The organism is Cellulomonas sp. Leaf334, from assembly GCF_001424195.1.
Classification (GTDB): domain Bacteria; phylum Actinomycetota; class Actinomycetes; order Actinomycetales; family Cellulomonadaceae; genus Cellulomonas.
Map to the genome: position 1 here is coordinate 1,165,550 of NZ_LMOO01000001.1, position 18,309 is coordinate 1,183,858.

Consider the following 18,309-nt stretch of genomic DNA (forward strand, 5'->3'; position numbering starts at 1 on the left):
CGTTCCTAGAGGTACGGAACGCTTCGAGGCAACCCGCGTCTCACGTCAGGTGGCGGCGTCGTACCTGTCGAGGACGATGTGCGCGAGGCGCTCGTCCGGTGCCAGCGGGGACGTGACGACGTCGGCCCCCGCCTCCTGGACCCGGTCGTAGAAGTACCCCGGTGCGAGCAGGTACGAGGCGACCACGACGCGTCCGCCGGGCGGGGTGTCGGCACGGGCGTTGGCGACGGCAGCCGGGACGCGAGGCTCGGCGCCCGCCCCGTACCCGATGGTCACGGGTTGCTCGAGCCGGTCGGCCAGGCCCGCCGCGACCGCCTCCACCGCGAGCGCGGCCGCCGGGTCGGTGGACCCGGCGGCGGCGAGCACCACGGAGTCCTCGGCTGCCAGACCTGCGTCCGTCAGGCGGTCCACGAGGATGTCGACCAGCCGCTCGTCCGGGCCCAGGGGTGCCGCGGCGGTGGCGCCGGGCTGGTCCACCGCGGTGGCGATGTCCACCTTCACGTGGAAACCCACGGACAGCAGCAGCGGCACCACGACAGCACCGGAGGAGTCGCTGTCGAGGGCGTGCGTCACGACGTCGGCGACCTCCGGCTGCTGCACGTCGACGAACGCCTCGCGCACGTCGAGATCCGGCCGGAAGGCGGCGACCCCTGTCAGGATCGACCGGACGGCAGCGCGTCCGTCGGCGTCGTCGGTGCCGTGCGAGCAGCCCACCAGGACGGGGCCGCCGACCTCGCCGTGGTCGTGCTCGGGTACAGGGCCTCGGGCATGCAGTGCGTTCGTCATCCGACCTCCTCCAGCTGGAGACGGTATCCCCTCTTGACCACCGTGCGGATCAGCTGGCGGCTTCCTGTCGCGTCCCGGAGGCGGGCGATGGCCACCTCGGCGGCGTGCGGGTCCTGTGAGTCTCCGGGCAACGCGGCCAGCACCTGGTCGCGGGGTACCACGGCCCCTCCCGCGGCGGCCAGCAGCCGGAGGACCTCCAGACCGGTCGGCGTGAGCGCGAGCACGTGACCGTCGAGCACGGCGGTCCCGCGGTGCACCTGGAGCGGGCCCGCCACGGTCTGCAGTGCCTGGAGCCCGCCGTAGTGGCCGACGAGCGAGCGGACCAGGGCACCCAGACGTCCCCGTTCGGGCACCAGCGGCGCGATCCCCCGATCCAGCAGCGGCTTGGCGGTGATCGGTCCGACGGCCGCCATGACGACGCTGCCGCGCTGCGCGAGCGTCACGATGTCGGCGGTGACGCCCTCCTCGTCGGCCGCCTCGAGCCAGGCGTGCGCTCCGGGCGCGGACGTGAAGACGACCGCGTCGATCTCCCCCGCGGCGACGGCGCGGACCGAGGCCGTCACGACGGCCGGGTCCGGGGGCGGACCCCAGCGGTACACGACGAGGCTGCGGACCCGGGCACCGGCGGCGGCGAACGCCTCGTCGAGACCGTCCGCGCCGGCGCCGTGGTGCTGGACGGCGATGTCGCGGCCGGCGACCCCTTCGTCCAGGAGCACCTCGGCGATCTCGGCGCTCGTCTCGGACTCCGCGACCCAGTCGGCGGTCAGCCCGGCGGCCTGGATCGCCCCGCGCGCCTTGGGTCCGCGCGCCACGATCCGGGTGCCCTTGAGCATCTGCACGAGCGGCTCGTCGAGCCCGGCCGCGTCGGCCGCCTCGATCCAGCCGCGGAACCCGATCCCCGTGGTCACCACCACGGTGTCCGGCGGGTGGGCGAGCAGCGACCGCGTGCCTTCGAGCAGCCGTGCGTCGTCGGTGTGGGGAACCATGCTCAGCGCCGGGGCGTGCCGGACGACGGCACCTCGGCGACCCAGTGCGGCGGCGAGCTCGGCCGACCGCCGGTCGGCGGTGATGAGCACGACGAGGCCCGCGAGGGTCTGGTCGATAGGTTCGCTCACGTGGCCATTGTGACGGCCTCGGGGGCCGTGTCGTCCGGCGACGCGGCCGTGTGAGCGGCGTCACCATGGTCGGGCTCGAGCAGCCCGGCCGCGGCGACGGCACCCAGCACGATGACTGCGGGCGCCCGCACGCCGGCCGCGGCCGCGACGTCGACGACGTCGTCCAGGCGCGCACGGGTGACGCGCTGACCGGGCAGCGTGCCCTCCTCGACCAGCGCGACCGGTGTGGCATGGTCCGCGCCGGCGTCGAGCGCCTGCGTGGCCAACGTCGCCAGCGCGCTCACGCCCATGAGGACGACGACCGTGCACGACCCGTCGCGCAGACCGGTGAGCGCCGCCGACGACCAGCCGTCGTGCCCGTTCATCACGTGCACGGCGCCGACCGTGCCGCGGTGCGTCAGGGGGATGCCGGCGGCGGCGGGCGCGGCGAACGCGCTGCTCACCCCGGGGATGACCTCGACGGGCACGTCGGCCTCCCGGCAGGCGAGCACCTCCTCGCCGCCCCGGCCGTAGACGAACGGATCCCCACCCTTGAGCCGGACGACGACCCGGCCGCGCTGGGCCTGCTCGACGAGGATCCGGCCGATCTCGTGCTGCGGGACCGGGTGGTGGCCGGGCGTCTTGCCGACGTCGATGATCTCCACGCCGGGCGCCAGCTCGTCGAGCACGGCGACCGGACCGAGGCGGTCGGTGACCACGACGTCCGCCTCGGCGAGCGCGCGGCGGCCCGCGAGGGTGAGCAGCCCGACGTCGCCGGGTCCGCCGCCGACGAGCACGACGCGGCCCGCGTGGGCGCGTCGGTGACGCAGGTCCACGCGTCCCTCGCGCAATTGGGACGCGACGGCGTCGCGGACGGCGATCGTGCGCCGCGGGTCCGCCGCACCCGTCGAGACCACGCCCACCAGGACGTCGCCCTGCTGGGTGGTCGCGGGCGTGCGGGCCGAACCGTCGGTGCCGGAGCCCGCGTCGACGCAGAACGTCTGGCGCTCCGTGGCCCACGCCAGCACGGCCGCGTCGGTCGCACGGTCCCCGGTCGCGGTGTGCACGAGCCAGGCGCCGTCGAGGTCGGACTCCTCGACCTCGCGGACGCGCCACTCGATCAGGCCCCAGCGGTGCAGGTCGAGGAGCACCTCGCACAGCTGCGGCGCGACGACCACGACCTTCGCAGCGTCCGCGAGCAGCGACTGCACGCGCCGCGCGGCGACGGGTCCGCCGCCGACGACGAGGACGCGGCGGCCGGTCAGCTGGAGTCCGAGCATGGTGGTCACGAGCCCACCTCCACGATCCCGTCACGCACCCGGACCGGCCAGGTGCGCAGGTCGGGCGGCAGGTCCCGGGCGGGCGTCTTCCCGGCGACGTCCAGGCACCGGCCTGTCGTCAGGTCGAAGACCTGCTTGTACATCGGGGACGCCACCGTCGGCACCTCGACGTCGTCGACGAACCGGGAACCGACGATCCCCCGCGAGATCACGTACGCGTCGCTGAACGGGTCGTGCTGCTGGACGGCGAGCACGCGACCGTCGAGGAGGCGGAAGAGCGCGACCTGGCCGGCTCCGAGCAGGGCGGCCGCGCCCCGTTCGGGCGCGAGGTCGTCCAGACGACACACGGCGGTCCACACAGCGGTCTCGGGCGTGGTCTCCAGCGTGGTCATGAGCGCACCTCCAGTCGGGTCCCGGCGACGAGGACGGGTTCGTGGTGGGGCGTCGGGCGGGCGTCGTCGCGCTCGTCGGCCGTGGCGGGGCGGGACTGGCCGCGCTCCGGCACGTACGCGAGGGACGGGTCCGGGGTGTCGGGCGCGTTGACGAACGACGCGAACCGGCGGAGCTTCTCCGGGTCGTCGAGCGTCGCGCGCCACTCGTCCTCGTACTCGACGACGTGCTGCGCCATCTGCTCGTCGAGGTCGGCGGCGATCCCCAGCGAGTCCTCCATGACGACCGCGCGGACCCCGTCGAGGCCGCCCTCGACGTCCTCGATCCACGGGGCGGTGCGCTGCAGCCGGTCGGCGGTGCGTACGTAGTAGAGGAGGAAGCGGTCGATGGTGCGGACGAGGGTCTCGGTGTCCAGGTCCTCCGCGAGCAGCTGGGCGTGCCGCGGGGTGAAACCGCCGTTCCCGCCGACGTAGACGTTCCAGCCCTTGTCGGTCGCGATGACGCCGACGTCCTTGCCACGGGCCTCCGCACACTCCCGTGCACAGCCCGAGACGCCGAGCTTGATCTTGTGCGGCGAGCGCAGGCCGCGGTACCGCAGCTCGAGCATGACCGCGAGCGCCACCGAGTCCTGCACGCCGAACCGGCACCACGTGGAGCCGACGCAGGACTTCACCGTGCGCAGCGACTTGCCGTACGCGTGCCCGGACTCGAACCCGGCGTCGACCAGGCGCTGCCAGATGAGCGGGAGCTGGTCGATGCGGGCGCCGAACATGTCGATCCGCTGGCCGCCCGTGATCTTGGTGTACAGCCCGAAGTCCTTGGCCACCTCGCCGATCGCGATGAGCCCCTCGGGCGTCACCTCGCCGCCGGCGATGCGCGGGACCACCGAGTAGGAGCCGTCCTTCTGCAGGTTGGCCATGACGTGGTCGTTGGTGTCCTGCAGCGTGGCCCGCTCGCCCTCGAGGACGTGCGCCGGGGACGTCGTCGCCAGGATCGACGCGACCGTCGGCTTGCAGATGTCGCAGCCACGCCCGTCGGCGCGGGTGCCGAACCGCTCGATGACCTGCGTGAACGACGAGACGCCGCTGACCCGGACGGCGTCGTAGAGCTGCGCGCGGGACAGCGCGAAGTGCTCGCACAGCGCGGTGCTGACCTCGATGCCCTGCGCCGCGAGCTCGGTGGTGACCAGCTTCTTGACCAGCGGGAGGCACGAGCCGCAGCTGGTGCCCGCCTTGGTGCAGGCCTTGACGGCGCCGAGGTCGGTGCACCCGTGCTCGGTGACCGCACCGCGGATGGTCCCGGCCGAGACGTTGTTGCACGAGCAGACGGCCGCGTCGTCGGGCAGCTCCAGCTCCGGGGCTCCCCCGCCGCCCTCGGGCAGCAGGAACGCGGCCGGGTCGCCGGGCAGCTCGCGGCCGAGCATCGGGCGCAGGCCGGCGTAGGCGCTGGCGTCACCGACGAGGACGCCGCCGAGCAGGGTGCGTGCGTCGTCGGACATGACGAGCTTCTTGTAGACGCCACCCACCGGGTCGGCCCACACGATCTCGAGGGCACCAGGGGTCTCGCCGAACGCGTCGCCGAAGCTGGCCACGTCGACCCCGGAGAGCTTGAGCTTGGTCGCGGTGTCCGCGCCGGGGAACGACGAGGTGCCGCCGAGCAGCCGGTCGGCGGTGATCTCCGCCATCGCGTACCCCGGGGCGACGAGCCCGATGGTCGCGCCCTGGATGCAGGCGACCTCGCCGACCGCCGAGATGTCCAGGTCGCTGGTCAGGCAGGTGTCGTCGACGACGATCCCGCCGCGCTCCCCGATGGCGAGACCCGACGCGCGGCCCAGCTCGTCGCGCGGCCGGATGCCCGCGGCGACGACGACGACGTCCGCGTCGACCCGACCGCCGTCGGCCAGCTCCAGGCGACCGACCCCGCCACGCCGGTGCGCCCGGATCCTCGTGGTCATCGCATTGAGGCGGACACCGACGCCCAGCTGGTTGATGAGCCGCCGCAACGCCTCGCCGCCGCCGAGGTCCACCTGCGTCGACATGAGGTGCGTGCCCACCTGCAGGACCGTCGTGCGAGCACCCATCGCCTGGAGCGCACCCGCGGCTTCCAGCCCGAGCAGGCCGCCACCGAGCACCGCACCCTTGACGACCCGGTCCTCGGAGAGCTTCTCGACGTAGCCACGCAGCTCTGCGACGTCGTCGACGGTGCGGTACACGAACACACCCGGCAGGTCGGCACCCTCGATCGGCGGGACCCAGGCCGACGAGCCCGTCGCCAGGACGAGGTGGTCGTAGTGCTCCGTGCGGCCGTGCGCCGTGGTCACCGTCTTCGCGTCGCGGTCGATGGCCGTCACGGCGTCGTCGCGGACCAGGGTGACCAGCGGGTCGGACCACAGCTCCGGGTCGCCGAGGGCCAGGTCGTCGGCGTCGCGACCGGAGAAGTAGCTGGTCAGGGCGACGCGGTCGTACGGGCGGCGCGGCTCCTCGGCCAGGACGGTGATGCGCCAGGTGCCGGCGGTGTCGCGGTCGCGCAACGCCTCGACCAGCCGCTGGGCGACCATGCCGCCGCCGACGACGACGAGGTGCTGGTTCATGGGGTGCTCCGTCGGGCTGGGGGGTGGGGCGCGTCCCACGGTAGGAAGCGGTTGTTTCCCCGATGGCGTCGCTCGGTTACCTGGGAGGAACCTTTCCCGCACACCACGTGGGTGCCTGGTGTGAGAGTGAGGACATGAGCCCCGTGATCGCCCTGCTGCGCGCCGTGAACGTCGGTGGCCGCACCGTGAAGTCGGCGCAGCTGCGTGAGGTTGCCGAGAGCCTCGGGCACACACAGGTCACCACCTACGTGAACAGCGGGAACATCGTCCTCGTCCCCTCCGGTGCCGCTTCCGCCGTAGGTCCGGGACTGACTGCGGCGCTCGTCGCGGAGCTCGGCTTCGACGTGCCGGTGATCACCCGCTCGCTCGCGCAGTGGGACGCCGTCGTGGAGCGGCTCCCCTTTCCCGACGAGGCGTCCTCGGACCCGTCGCACCTGGTCCTGTACTGCTGGGACGGTGCGCCCGGGTCCACCGACTTCGACCCGGCGCCGTACGGGCGGGAGACCGTCGCGTTCGCCGGTCACGAGACCTACGCGTACTACCCCGACGGCATCGGCCGCTCGAAGCTCACGCTGCCCGTCCTGGAGAAGGCCACCGGCCGGTCCGGGACCGCCCGCAACTGGAACACGGTCCTCGCGCTCCAGAGGCTCGCGCGCGAGCGCGCCTGACTAGCGTGGGCGCCATGAGCACCTTGTTCACCAAGATCATCGCCGGGGAGCTCCCGGCCCGGTTCGTGTGGGCCGACGACGTCGCCGTCGTCCTCGGCACCATCGCCCCGATCACCGACGGCCACATGCTCGTCGTCCCGCGCGCCGAGATCGTGCAGCTCACCGAGGCACCCGACGACGTGCTCGCGCACCTGATGCTCGTCGCGAAGACGATCGGGCAGGCGCAGCAGCAGGCCTGGTCCGCTCCGCGTGCCGCGCTGCTCGTCGCCGGCTTCGAGGTCGACCACATGCACGTGCACGTCCTGCCCGCCTGGGGCGAGGCGGAGCTGTCCTTCCGCAACGCCCGCACGGACGTCCCGGCAGCGGAGCTCGACGACGCGGCAGAGCGGATCCGCACGGCCCTGCGCGCCCAGGGCCACGCGTCCCACGTCCCGGCGTCGCTGACGAGCCCTGCCCTCTGACGCGACGCCCGCCGCCCACGGTGGGTGCCGACCAGTCCGTCCGGCGGCTGGCACCGAACTCCCGGTGCCCCGCACCGCTGACGTCCGAGGAAGCGAGCGCTGGGGCGACCAGTTGCTCGGACGCTCCGCATCTGACCAGGGGACGTCCGAGGAAGTGAGTGCTGGTGCGACCAGCTGCTCGGACGTCGTACCCACCCCGCGACAGATGGGTGGCGACATCGTGCGTGAGTCAGGGCAGAGTCAGGGCACACGTTCCATCGAGGAGGCACGCAGCAGATGGCTGGACGTCGAGACACCGGGCTCGCCGCGCTCGCAGGGGTCGCCGCAGGTGCCGTGACGCTCGGCGTCGGGTCGCTCGTCGCGCTGCTCACCGGGCCGAGCACCGACCCGCTCGTCGCGGTCGGCGGGGCGTTCGTCGACGCGACGCCCGCCTGGCTCAAGGAGTTCGCCGTCTCGGCGTTCGGCACCGCCGACAAGCTGGTGCTCGGGATCGGCGAGGTCGTCGTCCTGCTCTCGCTCGCGGCGCTCGCCGGGGTGCTCGCCGCCCGGCGCTGGGCCTGGGGCGCGACGCTCGTCGTGGTGCTCGGTGCTGTCGCTGGGCTGGCCGCGATGGGTCGCCCTGACGCCGGGACGCTCGCCGCAGCGCCGGCGGTCGTCGGCGCGATCGCAGGCCTGCTGACCCTGCGGGAGCTGATCCGTCGGCTGCCCGGCGCACCCGGTCGGCCACGTCCCGAAGGTGTCCAGCGGCGAACGTTCCTGCAGGTCACGGCCGCCGCGGGTGGGCTCGGCGTGGTCGGGGTCCTCGTCGGACGGGCCGTCGGCGCGGGCGCCCGCGGAGCACAGACGGCTCGGTCGGCGATCAGGATCCCCCGGGCGAGCACCACCGCACCGCCCGTGCCCGCCGGGGTCGACGTCGGCGTCGACGGTGTCGGCCCCTGGCAGACGCCCGCCGACGAGTTCTACCGGATCGACACGGCCCTCGTCGTCCCGCAGGTCGACCCGGAAACGTGGAGCCTGCGCGTGCACGGCCTGGTCGAGGAGGAGATCACCCTCACCTGGGACGAGCTGCTGGAGAGCGACCTCGTCGAGGCGTGGGTGACGCTCGCGTGCGTCTCCAACCCCGTCGGCGGCGACCTGATCGGCAACCAGAAATGGCTGGGCATGCCCATCGCCGACCTGCTCGCCCGGGCACGACCCACCGACGACGCCGACATGGTGCTCTCCCGCAGCGTCGACGGGTTCACGGCGTCGACGCCGCTCGCCGCCCTCACGGACGGTCGCGACGCGCTGCTGGCCGTCGCGATGGACGGGGAGCCGCTGCCCGTCGAGCACGGGTTCCCGGTGCGCATGGTGGTGCCGGGGCTGTACGGCTACGTGTCGGCGACGAAGTGGGTCACCGAGCTGAAGCTGACCCGGTTCGCGGACGAGACGGCGTACTGGACGGACCGCGGGTGGTCGCCGCAAGGGCCGATCAAGACGCAGTCACGCATCGAGGTGCCGAGGCCCGGCGCGTCGGTCGCCGCCGGCCCGGTCGTCGTGGCCGGGACCGCCTGGGCGCAGCACCGTGGCGTCACCGCGGTGCAGGTGCGTGTCGAGCAGGGCAGCTGGAGCGACGCCACGCTGGCCGACGACGGTGGCATCGACTCGTGGCGGCAGTGGTCGTGGACCTGGGACGCGGAGCCCGGCGAGTACCAGCTCTACGTCCGCGCGTCGGACCCGCAGGGCTACCAGACGGGCGCGCGCGCCGACGTCATCCCGGACGGCGCGACGGGCTACGACACGGTCCGCGTCACGGTCACCTGAGCTGGCCCTGACACGTACCAGCAAGCCCTGAGTGACGTGGCGGGCGCGTCGCGCGTGTTCGAGGGCTTGGTCGTCGGCGCAACGACGTCCGGTTGGTGATCGTCGCTCAGCGGGCCGTGACCGGTGTCGGGTCGGGGACGGTGTCGGTCGACCCCCGCGCCGGCGCCGGCTGGTCCGGGTCGGAGCGGCGGAGCCAGTCGACGATGCCGCAGACGGCGTCCTTGCAGCCGCCGCAGCCGGTGGTCGCGCGGGTCGACGCGGCCACGTCCTCGACGGACCGGGCGCCGTGCCGCCAGCAGCCGACGATGTCCCCCTTGGTGACCCCGTTGCACCGGCACACGACCGCGCGGTCGGGCATCATCGTCGGGCTCGCGGCGGGGACGGCCGTCCCGGCGACGGGCCGGACCAGCAGCTGGGCCGGGTCGGTGGGCGCAGGGGTGCCGCGCGTGTAGGCCGCGACGAGGTCGGCGGCGACCGGTCCGGCGCCCACGCAGGTGGCACCGATGACGCGACCGTCGGCGACGACCACCTCGATGTGCCGCCCACCCTCGGGGTCGCTGAGCCGGACGCGCCGACCGCCCACCAGCGGCCCGCAGACCCCCATGGCGACGACGTCGAGCCCGACACCCTTGACCTTGACGACGTCGGTGCCGGCCGTGGGCAGCGGGACGTCGTCCCGCGCGGCGGAGGGTTCGGTGAGCAGCGTCGCGAGGCGTCGCGCCTGGTCCCAGCCCTGGGCGATGAGCCCGGAGCCGCCCTCGGGAGGTTCCGCGCAGTCGCCGATGGCGAACACGCGCGCGTCGGCGGGCGACGCCAGGTCGGTACCGACGACGATGCCGCGCGCCACGTCCAGCCCGGCCCGCTGCGCGAGCCCGACCTCGGGGATCGTCCCGGCGGTGAGCACCAGCAGGTCGGCAGCCAGGACCTCGCCGCCCTCGAGCCGCACCCCGGTGACGCGTCCGCCGCTGACGACGGCCTCCTCGGTGCGGGCGCCGACGCGGACGGAGATCCCGAGCGACGTGAGCCGGGCCGTCGCGGCCGCGGCCGCGGGTCCGTCGAGCTGGCGGTCCATGAGGTTCGCGCCGCCGTGCACGACCGTCACGGGCACGCCGCGGTGCGCGAGACCGCACGCCACCTCGAGCCCGAGCACGCCGCCGCCGACGACGACCGCCCGGTGGGCGTTCACGGTCGCGGCGACGATCTCGCGCGCGTCGTCCAGGGTGCGCAGCGCGTGCACACCGGCGGGCAGGTCGTCGTCGTCGCGCCGCCCGAACAGCTCCGGGATCCGCGCCCGCGCGCCCGTGGCCAGCACGAGGACGTCGTACCGGTGGCGCTCACCGGCGTGGTCGTGCACGACGCCGGCCGCGCGGTCGATCGTGACCGCCTGCGTGCCGGGCAGCACGGTGCTGGAGGTGCGGTGGGTGGTCCGCGGCAGCGTGATCGACGCGACGTCGAGCTTGCCGGCGACCACCTCGGACAGCAGGACGCGGTTGTACGGCTCGTACTCCTCGGCGCCCAGCACGGTGGTGCGGAACCGGCCGCCCGGGTCGCGTTGGTGCAGGTCGTCGACGAACCGTGCGCCGACCATGCCGTGGCCGACCACGACCACCCGAACCTGGTTGCCCACACTCATGCGCGAACCTCTTCCGCGAACAGCAACGACTCGTCGTCGAGCACCTCGGCCGGGCCCACCCAGCGCCGCAGGTCGACGGCGCACACCTTGAACTCGGGCATCCCGGAGATCGGGTCGGTGGCATCGGTGGTGAGCCGGTTGGCGCTGCCGGTACCCGCCCAGTGGAACGGCATGAACACGGTGTCGGGCCGCAGCGCGTCGGTCAGCCGGGCCCGGACGACGCCACGGCCCCGCTCGGTGTCGAGCTGCACCAGGTCCCCCTCGCTGATGTCGAGCCGGTCCGCGAGCAGCGGGTGGAGCTCGACGAACGGCGTCGGCGCGCTGCGCACGAGCTCGGGCACGCGACGGGTCTGCGCCCCGGACTGGTAGTGCGCGAGGACCCGGCCGGTGATCAGGAACAGGGGTGCGTCGGGGCGCAGGTCGTCGGACGGTCCCCGGTGGTCCACGGGGACCAGTCGCGCGCGTCCGTCGGGCGTCGGGAACCGGTCGAGGAACATCCGCGGGGTGCCGGGGTGCGGCGTCGGGCCGGCGGGGACCGGCCAGAACAGGTCCGGCTCGGCGTCCAGGCGCGCGTGGCTCAGTCCGCTGTAGTCGGCCCGCCCACCCGCCGACGCCCGCGCGAGCTCGTCGAACACGACGGCCGGCGAGGTGTCGAAGGTGACCGGTGACCCGAGCCTGGCAGCCAGGTCGGCGAGGATGTCGAGCTCGCTGCGCACCCCGGACGGCGGCGGCAGGGCGCGACGACGGCGGATGACGCGACCCTCGAGCGACGTCATCGTGCCCTCCTCCTCCGCCCACTGCGTGACGGGCAGGACCACGTCGGCCAGCAGCGCCGTCTCCGACGGCAGGAAGTCGCACACCACGAGCAGGTCGAGGGACGCCAGGCGCTCGCGCACCCGGTCGGCGTCCGGGGCGCTGACCACCACGTTCGAGCCGTGCACCAGCAGCGCCTTCGGACCGCCGGGCGTCCCGAGCGAGCGCAGCAGCTCGATCGCGGGCATGCCGGTCCGGGGCAGGTCCGCGGGGTCGACGCCCCACACCCCCGCGACGTGCGCGCGGGCGGCGTCGTCCTCGATGGACCGGTACCCGGGCAGCTGGTCGGCCTTCTGGCCGTGCTCGCGACCACCCTGACCGTTGCCCTGCCCGGTGATCGCGCCGTAGCCGGAGCCGACACGGCCGGGCAGACCGAGCAGGAGCGCGAGCGAGATCGCGGCGGTGACGGTGTCGGTGCCCTGCGTGCTCTGCTCCACGCCGCGGCCGGTGAGGATGTACGCGCCGGACCCCCCACGCGACGGTGAGGCGTTGGCCAGCAGGAACGCCGCCCGGCGCAAGGTCGCGACGGGCACCCCGGTGACCTGCTCGGTGCGCTCCGGCCACCAGAGCGCCACCGAACGACGGAGGTCGTCGAGACCCGTGGTCCGCTCGTCCAGGTAGGCGACGTCGGCGAACCCTTCCGCGAGGACGATGTGCGCGAGTCCCAGCAGCAGCGCGAGGTCGGTGCCGGGCACCGGCTGCACGTGCAGGCCGCCGTCGTCGGCGGTGAGGTCCGCGGTCGCCGAGCGGCGAGGGTCGACGACGACCAGGCCGCCGGTCGCCCGCACCCCCGCGAGGTGCTGGACGGCCGGCGGCATCGTCTCGGCGAGGTTCGAGCCCAGCAGGAGGACCGCCTGCGCGCCACCGAGGTCGGCCAGCGGGAACGGCAGCCCGCGGTCGAGACCGAGGGTCCGGTTGGCGCCGGCCGCGGCGCTCGCCATGCAGAACCGGCCGTTGTAGTCGATGTTCGGCGTGGCCAGGACGGTCCGCGCGAACTTGCCGAGCGCGTACGCCTTCTCGTTGGTGAGACCGCCGCCGCCGAACACCGCGACCGACTCCGGCCCGTGCTCGGCACGCAGGGCCGCCAGTCGGTCCGCGACGAACGTCATCGCGGTGTCCCAGGAGACGGGCCGACCGTGCAGGAGCGGCGTCGTCAGGCGGTCCGTCGCGCGCAGGAGCGTCGGGGACGTCCAGCCCTTCTGGCACATGCCACCCTTGTTCGTCGGGAAGTCCCGGCCCGCGGCGGTGACGGCACCCTCGTGCGAGGTGTGGAGCGTCTGCGCGCACTGCAGCGCACAGTAGGGGCAGTGCGTGGCTGCACCCTCCGTCGTCACCGCCGCGAGCTGTGCCATCAGATGACCGTCGAGCCGTAGGTGCCGTTGCGGCGCTGGTACACAGCCCACGTGGTCAGGCTCATCACCAGGTACAGGCCCACGATCACCCAGAGCGCGGCCTGGATGTTGCCCGTCGCCGTCGTGGAGATGGCGAACCCCCGCGGGATGAGGAAGCCGCCGAACGCTCCGATCGCACCGGCGATGCCGAGGCAGCCGGCCGCGGCCTTCGCGCGCCGGGCGCGGTCCTCGTCGTCCGTCGCCCCGAACCGGAAGACCGCGGGGATCATCCGGTAGACGGAGCCGTTGCCGGCGCCCGTGGCGACGAAGAGCACGAGGAACGAGACCAGGAACGGCCAGAAGGCGTGGGCGCGCAGCGCGAAGATCGCGCACACCACCCCGGTCGCCATGACGGCGAACGCCCCGATGGTGACCCGGGCGCCGCCCAGCTTGTCGGCGAGGATCCCACCGAGCGGTCGGGCGATGGACCCGACGAGCGCACCCGCGAACGCGATCGTGATGGTGACCTCGGGGAACGTGTTCGCCAGCAGCAGCGGGAACGCCCCGGAGAAGCCGATGAACGAGCCGAAGGTGCCGATGTAGATGAACGAGATGATCCAGGTGTTCCGGGACCGGGCGGCGACGCCGTAGGCCCGCGGGTCCGCCTTCGCGTTGGACAGGTTGTCCATGTAGCGCCACGCCAGCAGCGCCGCGATCAGGATGAGCGGCACGAACATGAAGCCGGCCCACTGGAGCTGCATGCCCGCACCGACGACGACGACGATCGGCACGGCCCACTGCACCGCGGCGGTGCCGATGTTGCCGCCCGCCGCGTTCAGTCCGAGCGCGCGGCCCTTCTCCTTCTCCGGGTAGAAGAACGAGATGTTCGCCATCGACGAGGCGAAGTTGCCACCGCCGAGACCCGCGAGCGCGGCGACCGCGAGCAGGACGGGGAAGCCGAGCTCCGGGTTCTGGACGGCCACGCCCAGCGCGACGGTCGGGAGGAGGAGCAGGAGCGCGGACACGATGGTCCAGTTGCGGCCGCCGAAGATCGGCACCGCGAACGTGTACGGGATCCGCAGCGTGGCGCCGACGAGGGTGGGCAGCGCGATCAGCCAGAACATCTGGTCGACGGTCAGGACGAAGCCGGCGTCGGGCAGCCGCGGGACGACGATGCTCCAGAGCGCCCAGACGGCGAAGCCGAGGAACTCGGCGAAGATCGACAGGCCCAGGTTCCGCCGGGCGATCACCCGGCCGACGGAGGCCCACTGGCCCTCGTCCTCCGGGTTCCAGCCGTCGATCCAGCGTCCAGGGCGGTGGGTGAGCGGCGCGGCGTCGAGTACGGGGGCAGTGCTGGCGTCGGTGATGACCTGTGGCGCCATGGGGACCTCCGGGAGGGCGGGGGGTGCTGGGTCGACGCCGACGTTAGGCAGCGGATGTTTCGGCCGACCTGTCCGAACGGTTGCGCGCACGGTTCATTTCGCGCACCGGGCGCGGCGCGACCCTGTGAGATCAGACCAGCGGACGGACCCTGACCTGCTCGGACGGGACGTTCAGCCGGAGCTCGGCACCCACACGCAGGGCGAGGGCCGCAGCCTGTGCGGGCGGGAGATCGACGAGCACGTCCCCGCTGGTCCGGACGCGCACCCCCGTGGTGCCCGGCTCGAGGTCGATCACCCGCGCCGGCCAGCCGTCGCCGACGACGACGGCCCCTGGAGGGAAGGTCACCTGCGCCCGGCCGCCCGCCTCCCGGGCGCCGCACGGGACCAGGACACCGTCAGGACCCTGGAGCGCGGTGGTGCCGTCGGGCTGCGTCACGAGCCGCCCGACGACGAGGTTCACGCCCGCGAGCGCAGCGGTGAACGGGTGCACGGGGTCGGTGAGCACGTCGAGCGGGCGACCCTGCTCCACGACCTGCCCGTCGTGCAGCACGACGACCCGGTCGGCGAGGGTCACCGCGTCGAGCACGTCGTGCGTGACCAGCACGGTGGCGGTGCGCGTCCGGCGGACCTGCTCGCGGACCACGTCCCGCAGCTCGGCCGCGGTGCGCACGTCCAGCTGCGCGAACGGTTCGTCCAGCAGGAGCACCGCGGGCTCGGCGGCGAGCGCCCGGGCGAGCGCGACCCGTTGGCGCTGCCCGCCCGACAGTGCGTCGGGACGCCGTTCGGACAGCCCGCCGAGGCCGACCGCCGTCAGCCACGCGTCCGCGACCCGTCGCGCCTCGGCGGCGGGCACCCCGGCCGCCCGCGGGCCGAACGCGACGTTCTGGCGGGCGCTCAGGTGCGGGAACACCAACGGGTCCTGCCCGAGCAGCCCGATCGAGCGGCGTTCGGGGCGCACAGCCGTCTCCACGTGGTCGTCGCGCACGGCGGACAGCGTCCGCTCCCCCACCCGGACCACGCCGTAGGACGGCAGGAGGTGCCCGGCGAGCACCGCGAGGAGGGTGGACTTGCCCGCACCGTTGGGGCCGAGGATGGCGACGACCTCCCCGGGGTGGGCCGCGAACGTCACGTCCAGCGTGAACGCGCGACGGCGGACGACGACCTCCGCGTGCAGGGAGGTCATGCCGGCCGCCCCGGCCGCCAGGCGCGCGCCGCGAGCAGTACCGCGACCGCGGTGACCACGAGCAGCAGGGACAGGGCGACAGCGGTCCCCTGCGTCACGCCCGCGCCGTTGAACGCCGAGTAGATGGCCAGCGGCATCGTCTGGGTGACGCCCGGCGAGTTGCCGGCGAACAGGGCGGTCGCGCCGAACTCGCCGAGCGCCCGAGCGAAGCACAGGACCGTCCCGCTGATCAGCCCCGGACGTACGAGCGGGAGGGTGATCCGCCGCAGGACGGTCCAGCGCCCGGCGCCGAGGCTCGCGGCGACGACGTCGAACCGGGTGCCCGCCGTGCGCAGCGACCCCTCGACGCTCAGCACGAGGAACGGCATCGCGACGAAGGCCTGCGCGATGACGACGGCCGCCGTGGTGAACGGGATGGTGATGCCGAACCAGGCGTCGAGGGACGCGCCGACGAGACCGCGCCGGCCGAGCAGGTAGAGCAGCGCGATGCCGCCGACGGTCGGGGGCAGCACGAGCGGCAGCGTGACCAGGGCGCGCAGCACGTCGGCGGGCCAGCCGTCGGCGCGCGCGAGGACGACGGCGAGCGGCACCCCCAGCACCAGGCAGACGCCGGTCGCGACGACCGACGTCGACAGCGACAGCCGCAGCGCGTCCAGCGCGGCGGGCGTCGTGATGTCCGCGGGCAGCGTCGACCAGTCGGCGCGGAGCACCAGCGCGACGACCGGCAGGACGAGGAGCCCGGCCGCGAGGGCCGCGGGTGGCCACAGGAGACGCGGGACGCCGTTCGTCCTCACGGCGCGGTGAACCCGAGCTCGCTCAGGATCTGCTGCCCCTCGGCGGACAGGACGAGGTCCACGAACGCCTGCGCGACGGCGCTGTCCTCGAGCACGACGACCGGGTACTCGTTGACGGCGGTGGCCGCCTCGGGGAACTCGACGCCCTCGACCGTGTCACCGGCCGCGAGCACGTCGGTCCGGTACACGAGGCCCGCGTCGGCGTCGCCGGTCTGCACCTTGGTGAGCACGGCCTTGACGTTCTGCTCCTCGCTGACCGGGGTCAGGGTCAGCCCGTCGAGGACGACGTGCGCGGCCGTCCCGCAGGGCACCTGCACCGCGCAGAGCACCACCGTGCCGCCGGACGTCGACAGCGCAGCGAGGTCGGCGAGCGAGTCGATCCCGAGCGGGTTGCCGGGTGCGACGACGATGACGAGCGAGTTCGTCGTGAACACCGTCGGCGTGCCGTCGGCGAGGCCCGCGTCCGTCACCGCGCGCATCGTCTCGAGGTCCGCCGAGGCGAACACGTCGGCCGCCGCCCCGCCGACGAGCTGGGTGGCCAGCGTGGCCGAGCCGTCGTAGGTCGTCGGGTGCACCGTGACCCCCGGGTGCTGTGCCGAGAGCTCCTCGCCGATCGCGTCGAACGCGCCCTGGAGCGAGGCGGCGGCGAACACGGTCAGCTCGCCGTCGAGGCCCTCGGCCGGCGGTGCGGTGGCCGAGCAGCCGGCGAGCACGAGGACGACCGCGGCCCCTGCGGCGGCCACGGGAGCCCTCACCGCTGCGCCCGCGGGGTCTCGACGAGCACCGTCGTGGCCTTGACGACGGCGACCGCGCGGGAGCCGACCTCGAGCCCGAGCTCGCGCACGGCCTCGGTGGACATGAGCGACACCAGCCGGAACGGCCCTGCCTGGAGCTCGACCTGGGACATCACCGTGTCCGACAGGATCCCGGTGACCAGACCGGGCAGGCGGTTGCGCGCCGAGCTGGAGCCGGCCGCAGGGTCGTCGGGCGTCCTCGCGCGCTCGACGGCCAACGCCGCCAGGTCGGTTCCCGCGATCACGCTCCTGCCCGCGTCGTCGTCGGCGGCGGCAAGGGCGCCCGAGTCCACCCACCGGCGCACGGTGTCATCGCTCACGCCCAGCAGCTCGGCGGCCTCGCTGATCCGATAGGTGGTCACTGAGGGATAGTAGATCCGCAGGTGCGGCTTGTCAGCGCGGTCCATGCCGCGGATGCGGAAGTCGGGCATCAGTCCAGTCGAAGCAGTAGCGTCCGGTCATGACGAAGAAGTCCGGCAAGAAGAAGAACAAGGACAAGATCTCCAACGACGTCTACGAGGCCGAGCTGTTCCGCCTCCAGGCCGAGCTGGTCAAGGTGCAGCTGTGGGCGCAGGCCACAGGCGCCCGGGTGGTCGTCCTCTTCGAGGGTCGCGACGCCGCCGGCAAGGGCGGCACCATCAAACGGATCTCGGAGTACCTCAGCCCTCGCGTCGTCCGCATCGCCGCCCTCCCGACGCCGACCGAGCGCGAGAAGACGCAGTGGTACTACCAGCGCTACGTCGCGCACCTGCCGGCCGCGGGCGAGGTCGTCCTGTTCGACCGCTCCTGGTACAACCGCGCCGGCGTCGAGCGCGTCATGGGTTTCTGCACGCCGCAGGAGTACACCCGGTTCATGCGGCAGACGCCGATCTTCGAGCAGATGCTCATCGAGGACGGCATCCTGCTGCGCAAGTACTGGTTCTCGGTCTCCGACCACGAGCAGCTCAAGCGCTTCCGGTCCCGCCTCAACGACCCGGTGCGGCAGTGGAAGCTGAGCCCGATGGACACCGCGTCCCTGAGCCGCTGGGAGGACTACTCCAAGGCGAAGGACGAGATGCTCGTGCACACCGACGTCCCGGCGAGCCCGTGGTTCATCGTGGAGTCCGACATCAAGAAGCACGCCCGCCTGAACATGATCAGCCACCTGCTCTCGACCATCCCGTACACGGACGTCCCGCGCGAGAAGGTCGTGCTGCCCGACCGGCCGGCGGCCTCGAACGGCTACGAGCGTCCGCCGCGCGAGCTGTCGACCTACGTCCCCGACCACGTCACCGCGCTGCTGGGCGACCCGGAGAAGCACATCTGAC

Annotated in this window: 16 protein-coding genes; 4 read left to right on the forward strand and 12 right to left on the reverse strand. The window is 73.6% G+C overall.

Annotation, left to right across the window (positions count from 1 at the left end; all coding sequences use genetic code 11):
- Window positions 1-45: 45 nt before the first annotated feature.
- From ASF78_RS05135 to nirB, 5 genes are read right to left on the reverse strand one after another with little or no spacing between them, the layout of a single operon-like run.
- The gene (locus ASF78_RS05135; protein WP_082494802.1) at window positions 46-786 is read right to left on the reverse strand and encodes a sirohydrochlorin chelatase; all 741 of its coding nucleotides are present in this window, start codon (window positions 784-786) and stop codon (window positions 46-48) included.
- On the reverse strand, window positions 783-1,901 hold the full coding sequence (locus ASF78_RS05140) for a uroporphyrinogen-III synthase (RefSeq protein ID WP_056585429.1): 1,119 nt from the start codon (window positions 1,899-1,901) through the stop codon (window positions 783-785). The genes ASF78_RS05135 and ASF78_RS05140 overlap by 4 nt, the downstream gene beginning before the upstream one ends.
- Entirely contained in the window at window positions 1,898-3,160 is a 1,263-nt protein-coding gene (gene cobA / locus ASF78_RS05145; protein WP_156374116.1) for a uroporphyrinogen-III C-methyltransferase, read from the reverse strand. Before cobA ends, ASF78_RS05140 begins: the two co-directional genes overlap by 4 nt.
- Before the next feature lie 5 nt (window positions 3,161-3,165).
- The gene (nirD, locus tag ASF78_RS05150) at window positions 3,166-3,552 is read right to left on the reverse strand and encodes a nitrite reductase small subunit NirD (RefSeq protein WP_056585433.1); all 387 of its coding nucleotides are present in this window, start codon (window positions 3,550-3,552) and stop codon (window positions 3,166-3,168) included.
- Window positions 3,549-6,140, reverse strand: coding sequence for a nitrite reductase large subunit NirB (gene nirB, locus ASF78_RS05155; RefSeq protein ID WP_056585435.1), 2,592 nt, complete (start codon window positions 6,138-6,140; stop codon window positions 3,549-3,551). The genes nirD and nirB overlap by 4 nt, the downstream gene beginning before the upstream one ends.
- A gap of 134 nt (window positions 6,141-6,274) precedes the next feature.
- Between nirB and ASF78_RS05160 the strand changes: the two genes are divergently transcribed.
- The 3 genes from ASF78_RS05160 to ASF78_RS05170 all read left to right on the forward strand — a co-directional run bounded on the left by ASF78_RS05160 (window position 6,275) and on the right by ASF78_RS05170 (window position 9,072).
- A complete protein-coding gene (locus ASF78_RS05160; protein WP_056585437.1) occupies window positions 6,275-6,808 on the forward strand; it encodes a DUF1697 domain-containing protein in 534 nt (177 codons plus the stop codon).
- Window positions 6,809-6,822: 14 nt separating this feature from the next.
- Window positions 6,823-7,269 carry an HIT family protein gene (locus ASF78_RS05165; RefSeq protein ID WP_056585438.1) on the forward strand — a complete coding sequence of 149 codons (447 nt, stop codon included), beginning with the start codon at window positions 6,823-6,825 and terminating at the stop codon, window positions 7,267-7,269.
- Between the two features lie 276 nt (window positions 7,270-7,545).
- Window positions 7,546-9,072, forward strand: coding sequence for a molybdopterin-dependent oxidoreductase (locus ASF78_RS05170; RefSeq protein ID WP_056585440.1), 1,527 nt, complete (start codon window positions 7,546-7,548; stop codon window positions 9,070-9,072).
- A gap of 106 nt (window positions 9,073-9,178) precedes the next feature.
- On the opposite strand, the gene ASF78_RS05175 is transcribed toward ASF78_RS05170, so the two are convergent.
- The 7 genes from ASF78_RS05175 to ASF78_RS05205 form a co-directional block, all read right to left on the reverse strand.
- Window positions 9,179-10,705, reverse strand: coding sequence for an FAD-dependent oxidoreductase (locus ASF78_RS05175; protein WP_056585441.1), 1,527 nt, complete (start codon window positions 10,703-10,705; stop codon window positions 9,179-9,181).
- Window positions 10,702-12,870 carry a molybdopterin oxidoreductase family protein gene (locus tag ASF78_RS05180; RefSeq protein ID WP_056585443.1) on the reverse strand — a complete coding sequence of 723 codons (2,169 nt, stop codon included), beginning with the start codon at window positions 12,868-12,870 and terminating at the stop codon, window positions 10,702-10,704. Before ASF78_RS05180 ends, ASF78_RS05175 begins: the two co-directional genes overlap by 4 nt.
- On the reverse strand, window positions 12,870-14,231 hold the full coding sequence (locus tag ASF78_RS05185; RefSeq protein WP_056585445.1) for an MFS transporter: 1,362 nt from the start codon (window positions 14,229-14,231) through the stop codon (window positions 12,870-12,872). The genes ASF78_RS05180 and ASF78_RS05185 overlap by 1 nt, the downstream gene beginning before the upstream one ends.
- A 130-nt stretch (window positions 14,232-14,361) precedes the next feature.
- Window positions 14,362-15,414 carry an ABC transporter ATP-binding protein gene (locus ASF78_RS05190; protein ID WP_056585447.1) on the reverse strand — a complete coding sequence of 351 codons (1,053 nt, stop codon included), beginning with the start codon at window positions 15,412-15,414 and terminating at the stop codon, window positions 14,362-14,364.
- Entirely contained in the window at window positions 15,411-16,208 is a 798-nt protein-coding gene (locus ASF78_RS05195) for an ABC transporter permease (RefSeq protein WP_056585448.1), read from the reverse strand. Before ASF78_RS05195 ends, ASF78_RS05190 begins: the two co-directional genes overlap by 4 nt.
- On the reverse strand, window positions 16,205-16,951 hold the full coding sequence (gene modA, locus ASF78_RS05200) for a molybdate ABC transporter substrate-binding protein (protein ID WP_235518389.1): 747 nt from the start codon (window positions 16,949-16,951) through the stop codon (window positions 16,205-16,207). Before modA ends, ASF78_RS05195 begins: the two co-directional genes overlap by 4 nt.
- An 8-nt stretch (window positions 16,952-16,959) precedes the next feature.
- A complete protein-coding gene (locus ASF78_RS05205; RefSeq protein ID WP_156374044.1) occupies window positions 16,960-17,364 on the reverse strand; it encodes a molybdopterin-binding protein in 405 nt (134 codons plus the stop codon).
- Window positions 17,365-17,462: 98 nt separating this feature from the next.
- Here ASF78_RS05205 and ppk2 point away from each other — a divergent pair, with 98 nt between their 5' ends.
- On the forward strand, window positions 17,463-18,308 hold the full coding sequence (gene ppk2, locus ASF78_RS05210; RefSeq protein WP_056585452.1) for a polyphosphate kinase 2: 846 nt from the start codon (window positions 17,463-17,465) through the stop codon (window positions 18,306-18,308).
- The last annotated feature ends 1 nt before the right edge of the window (window position 18,309 follow it).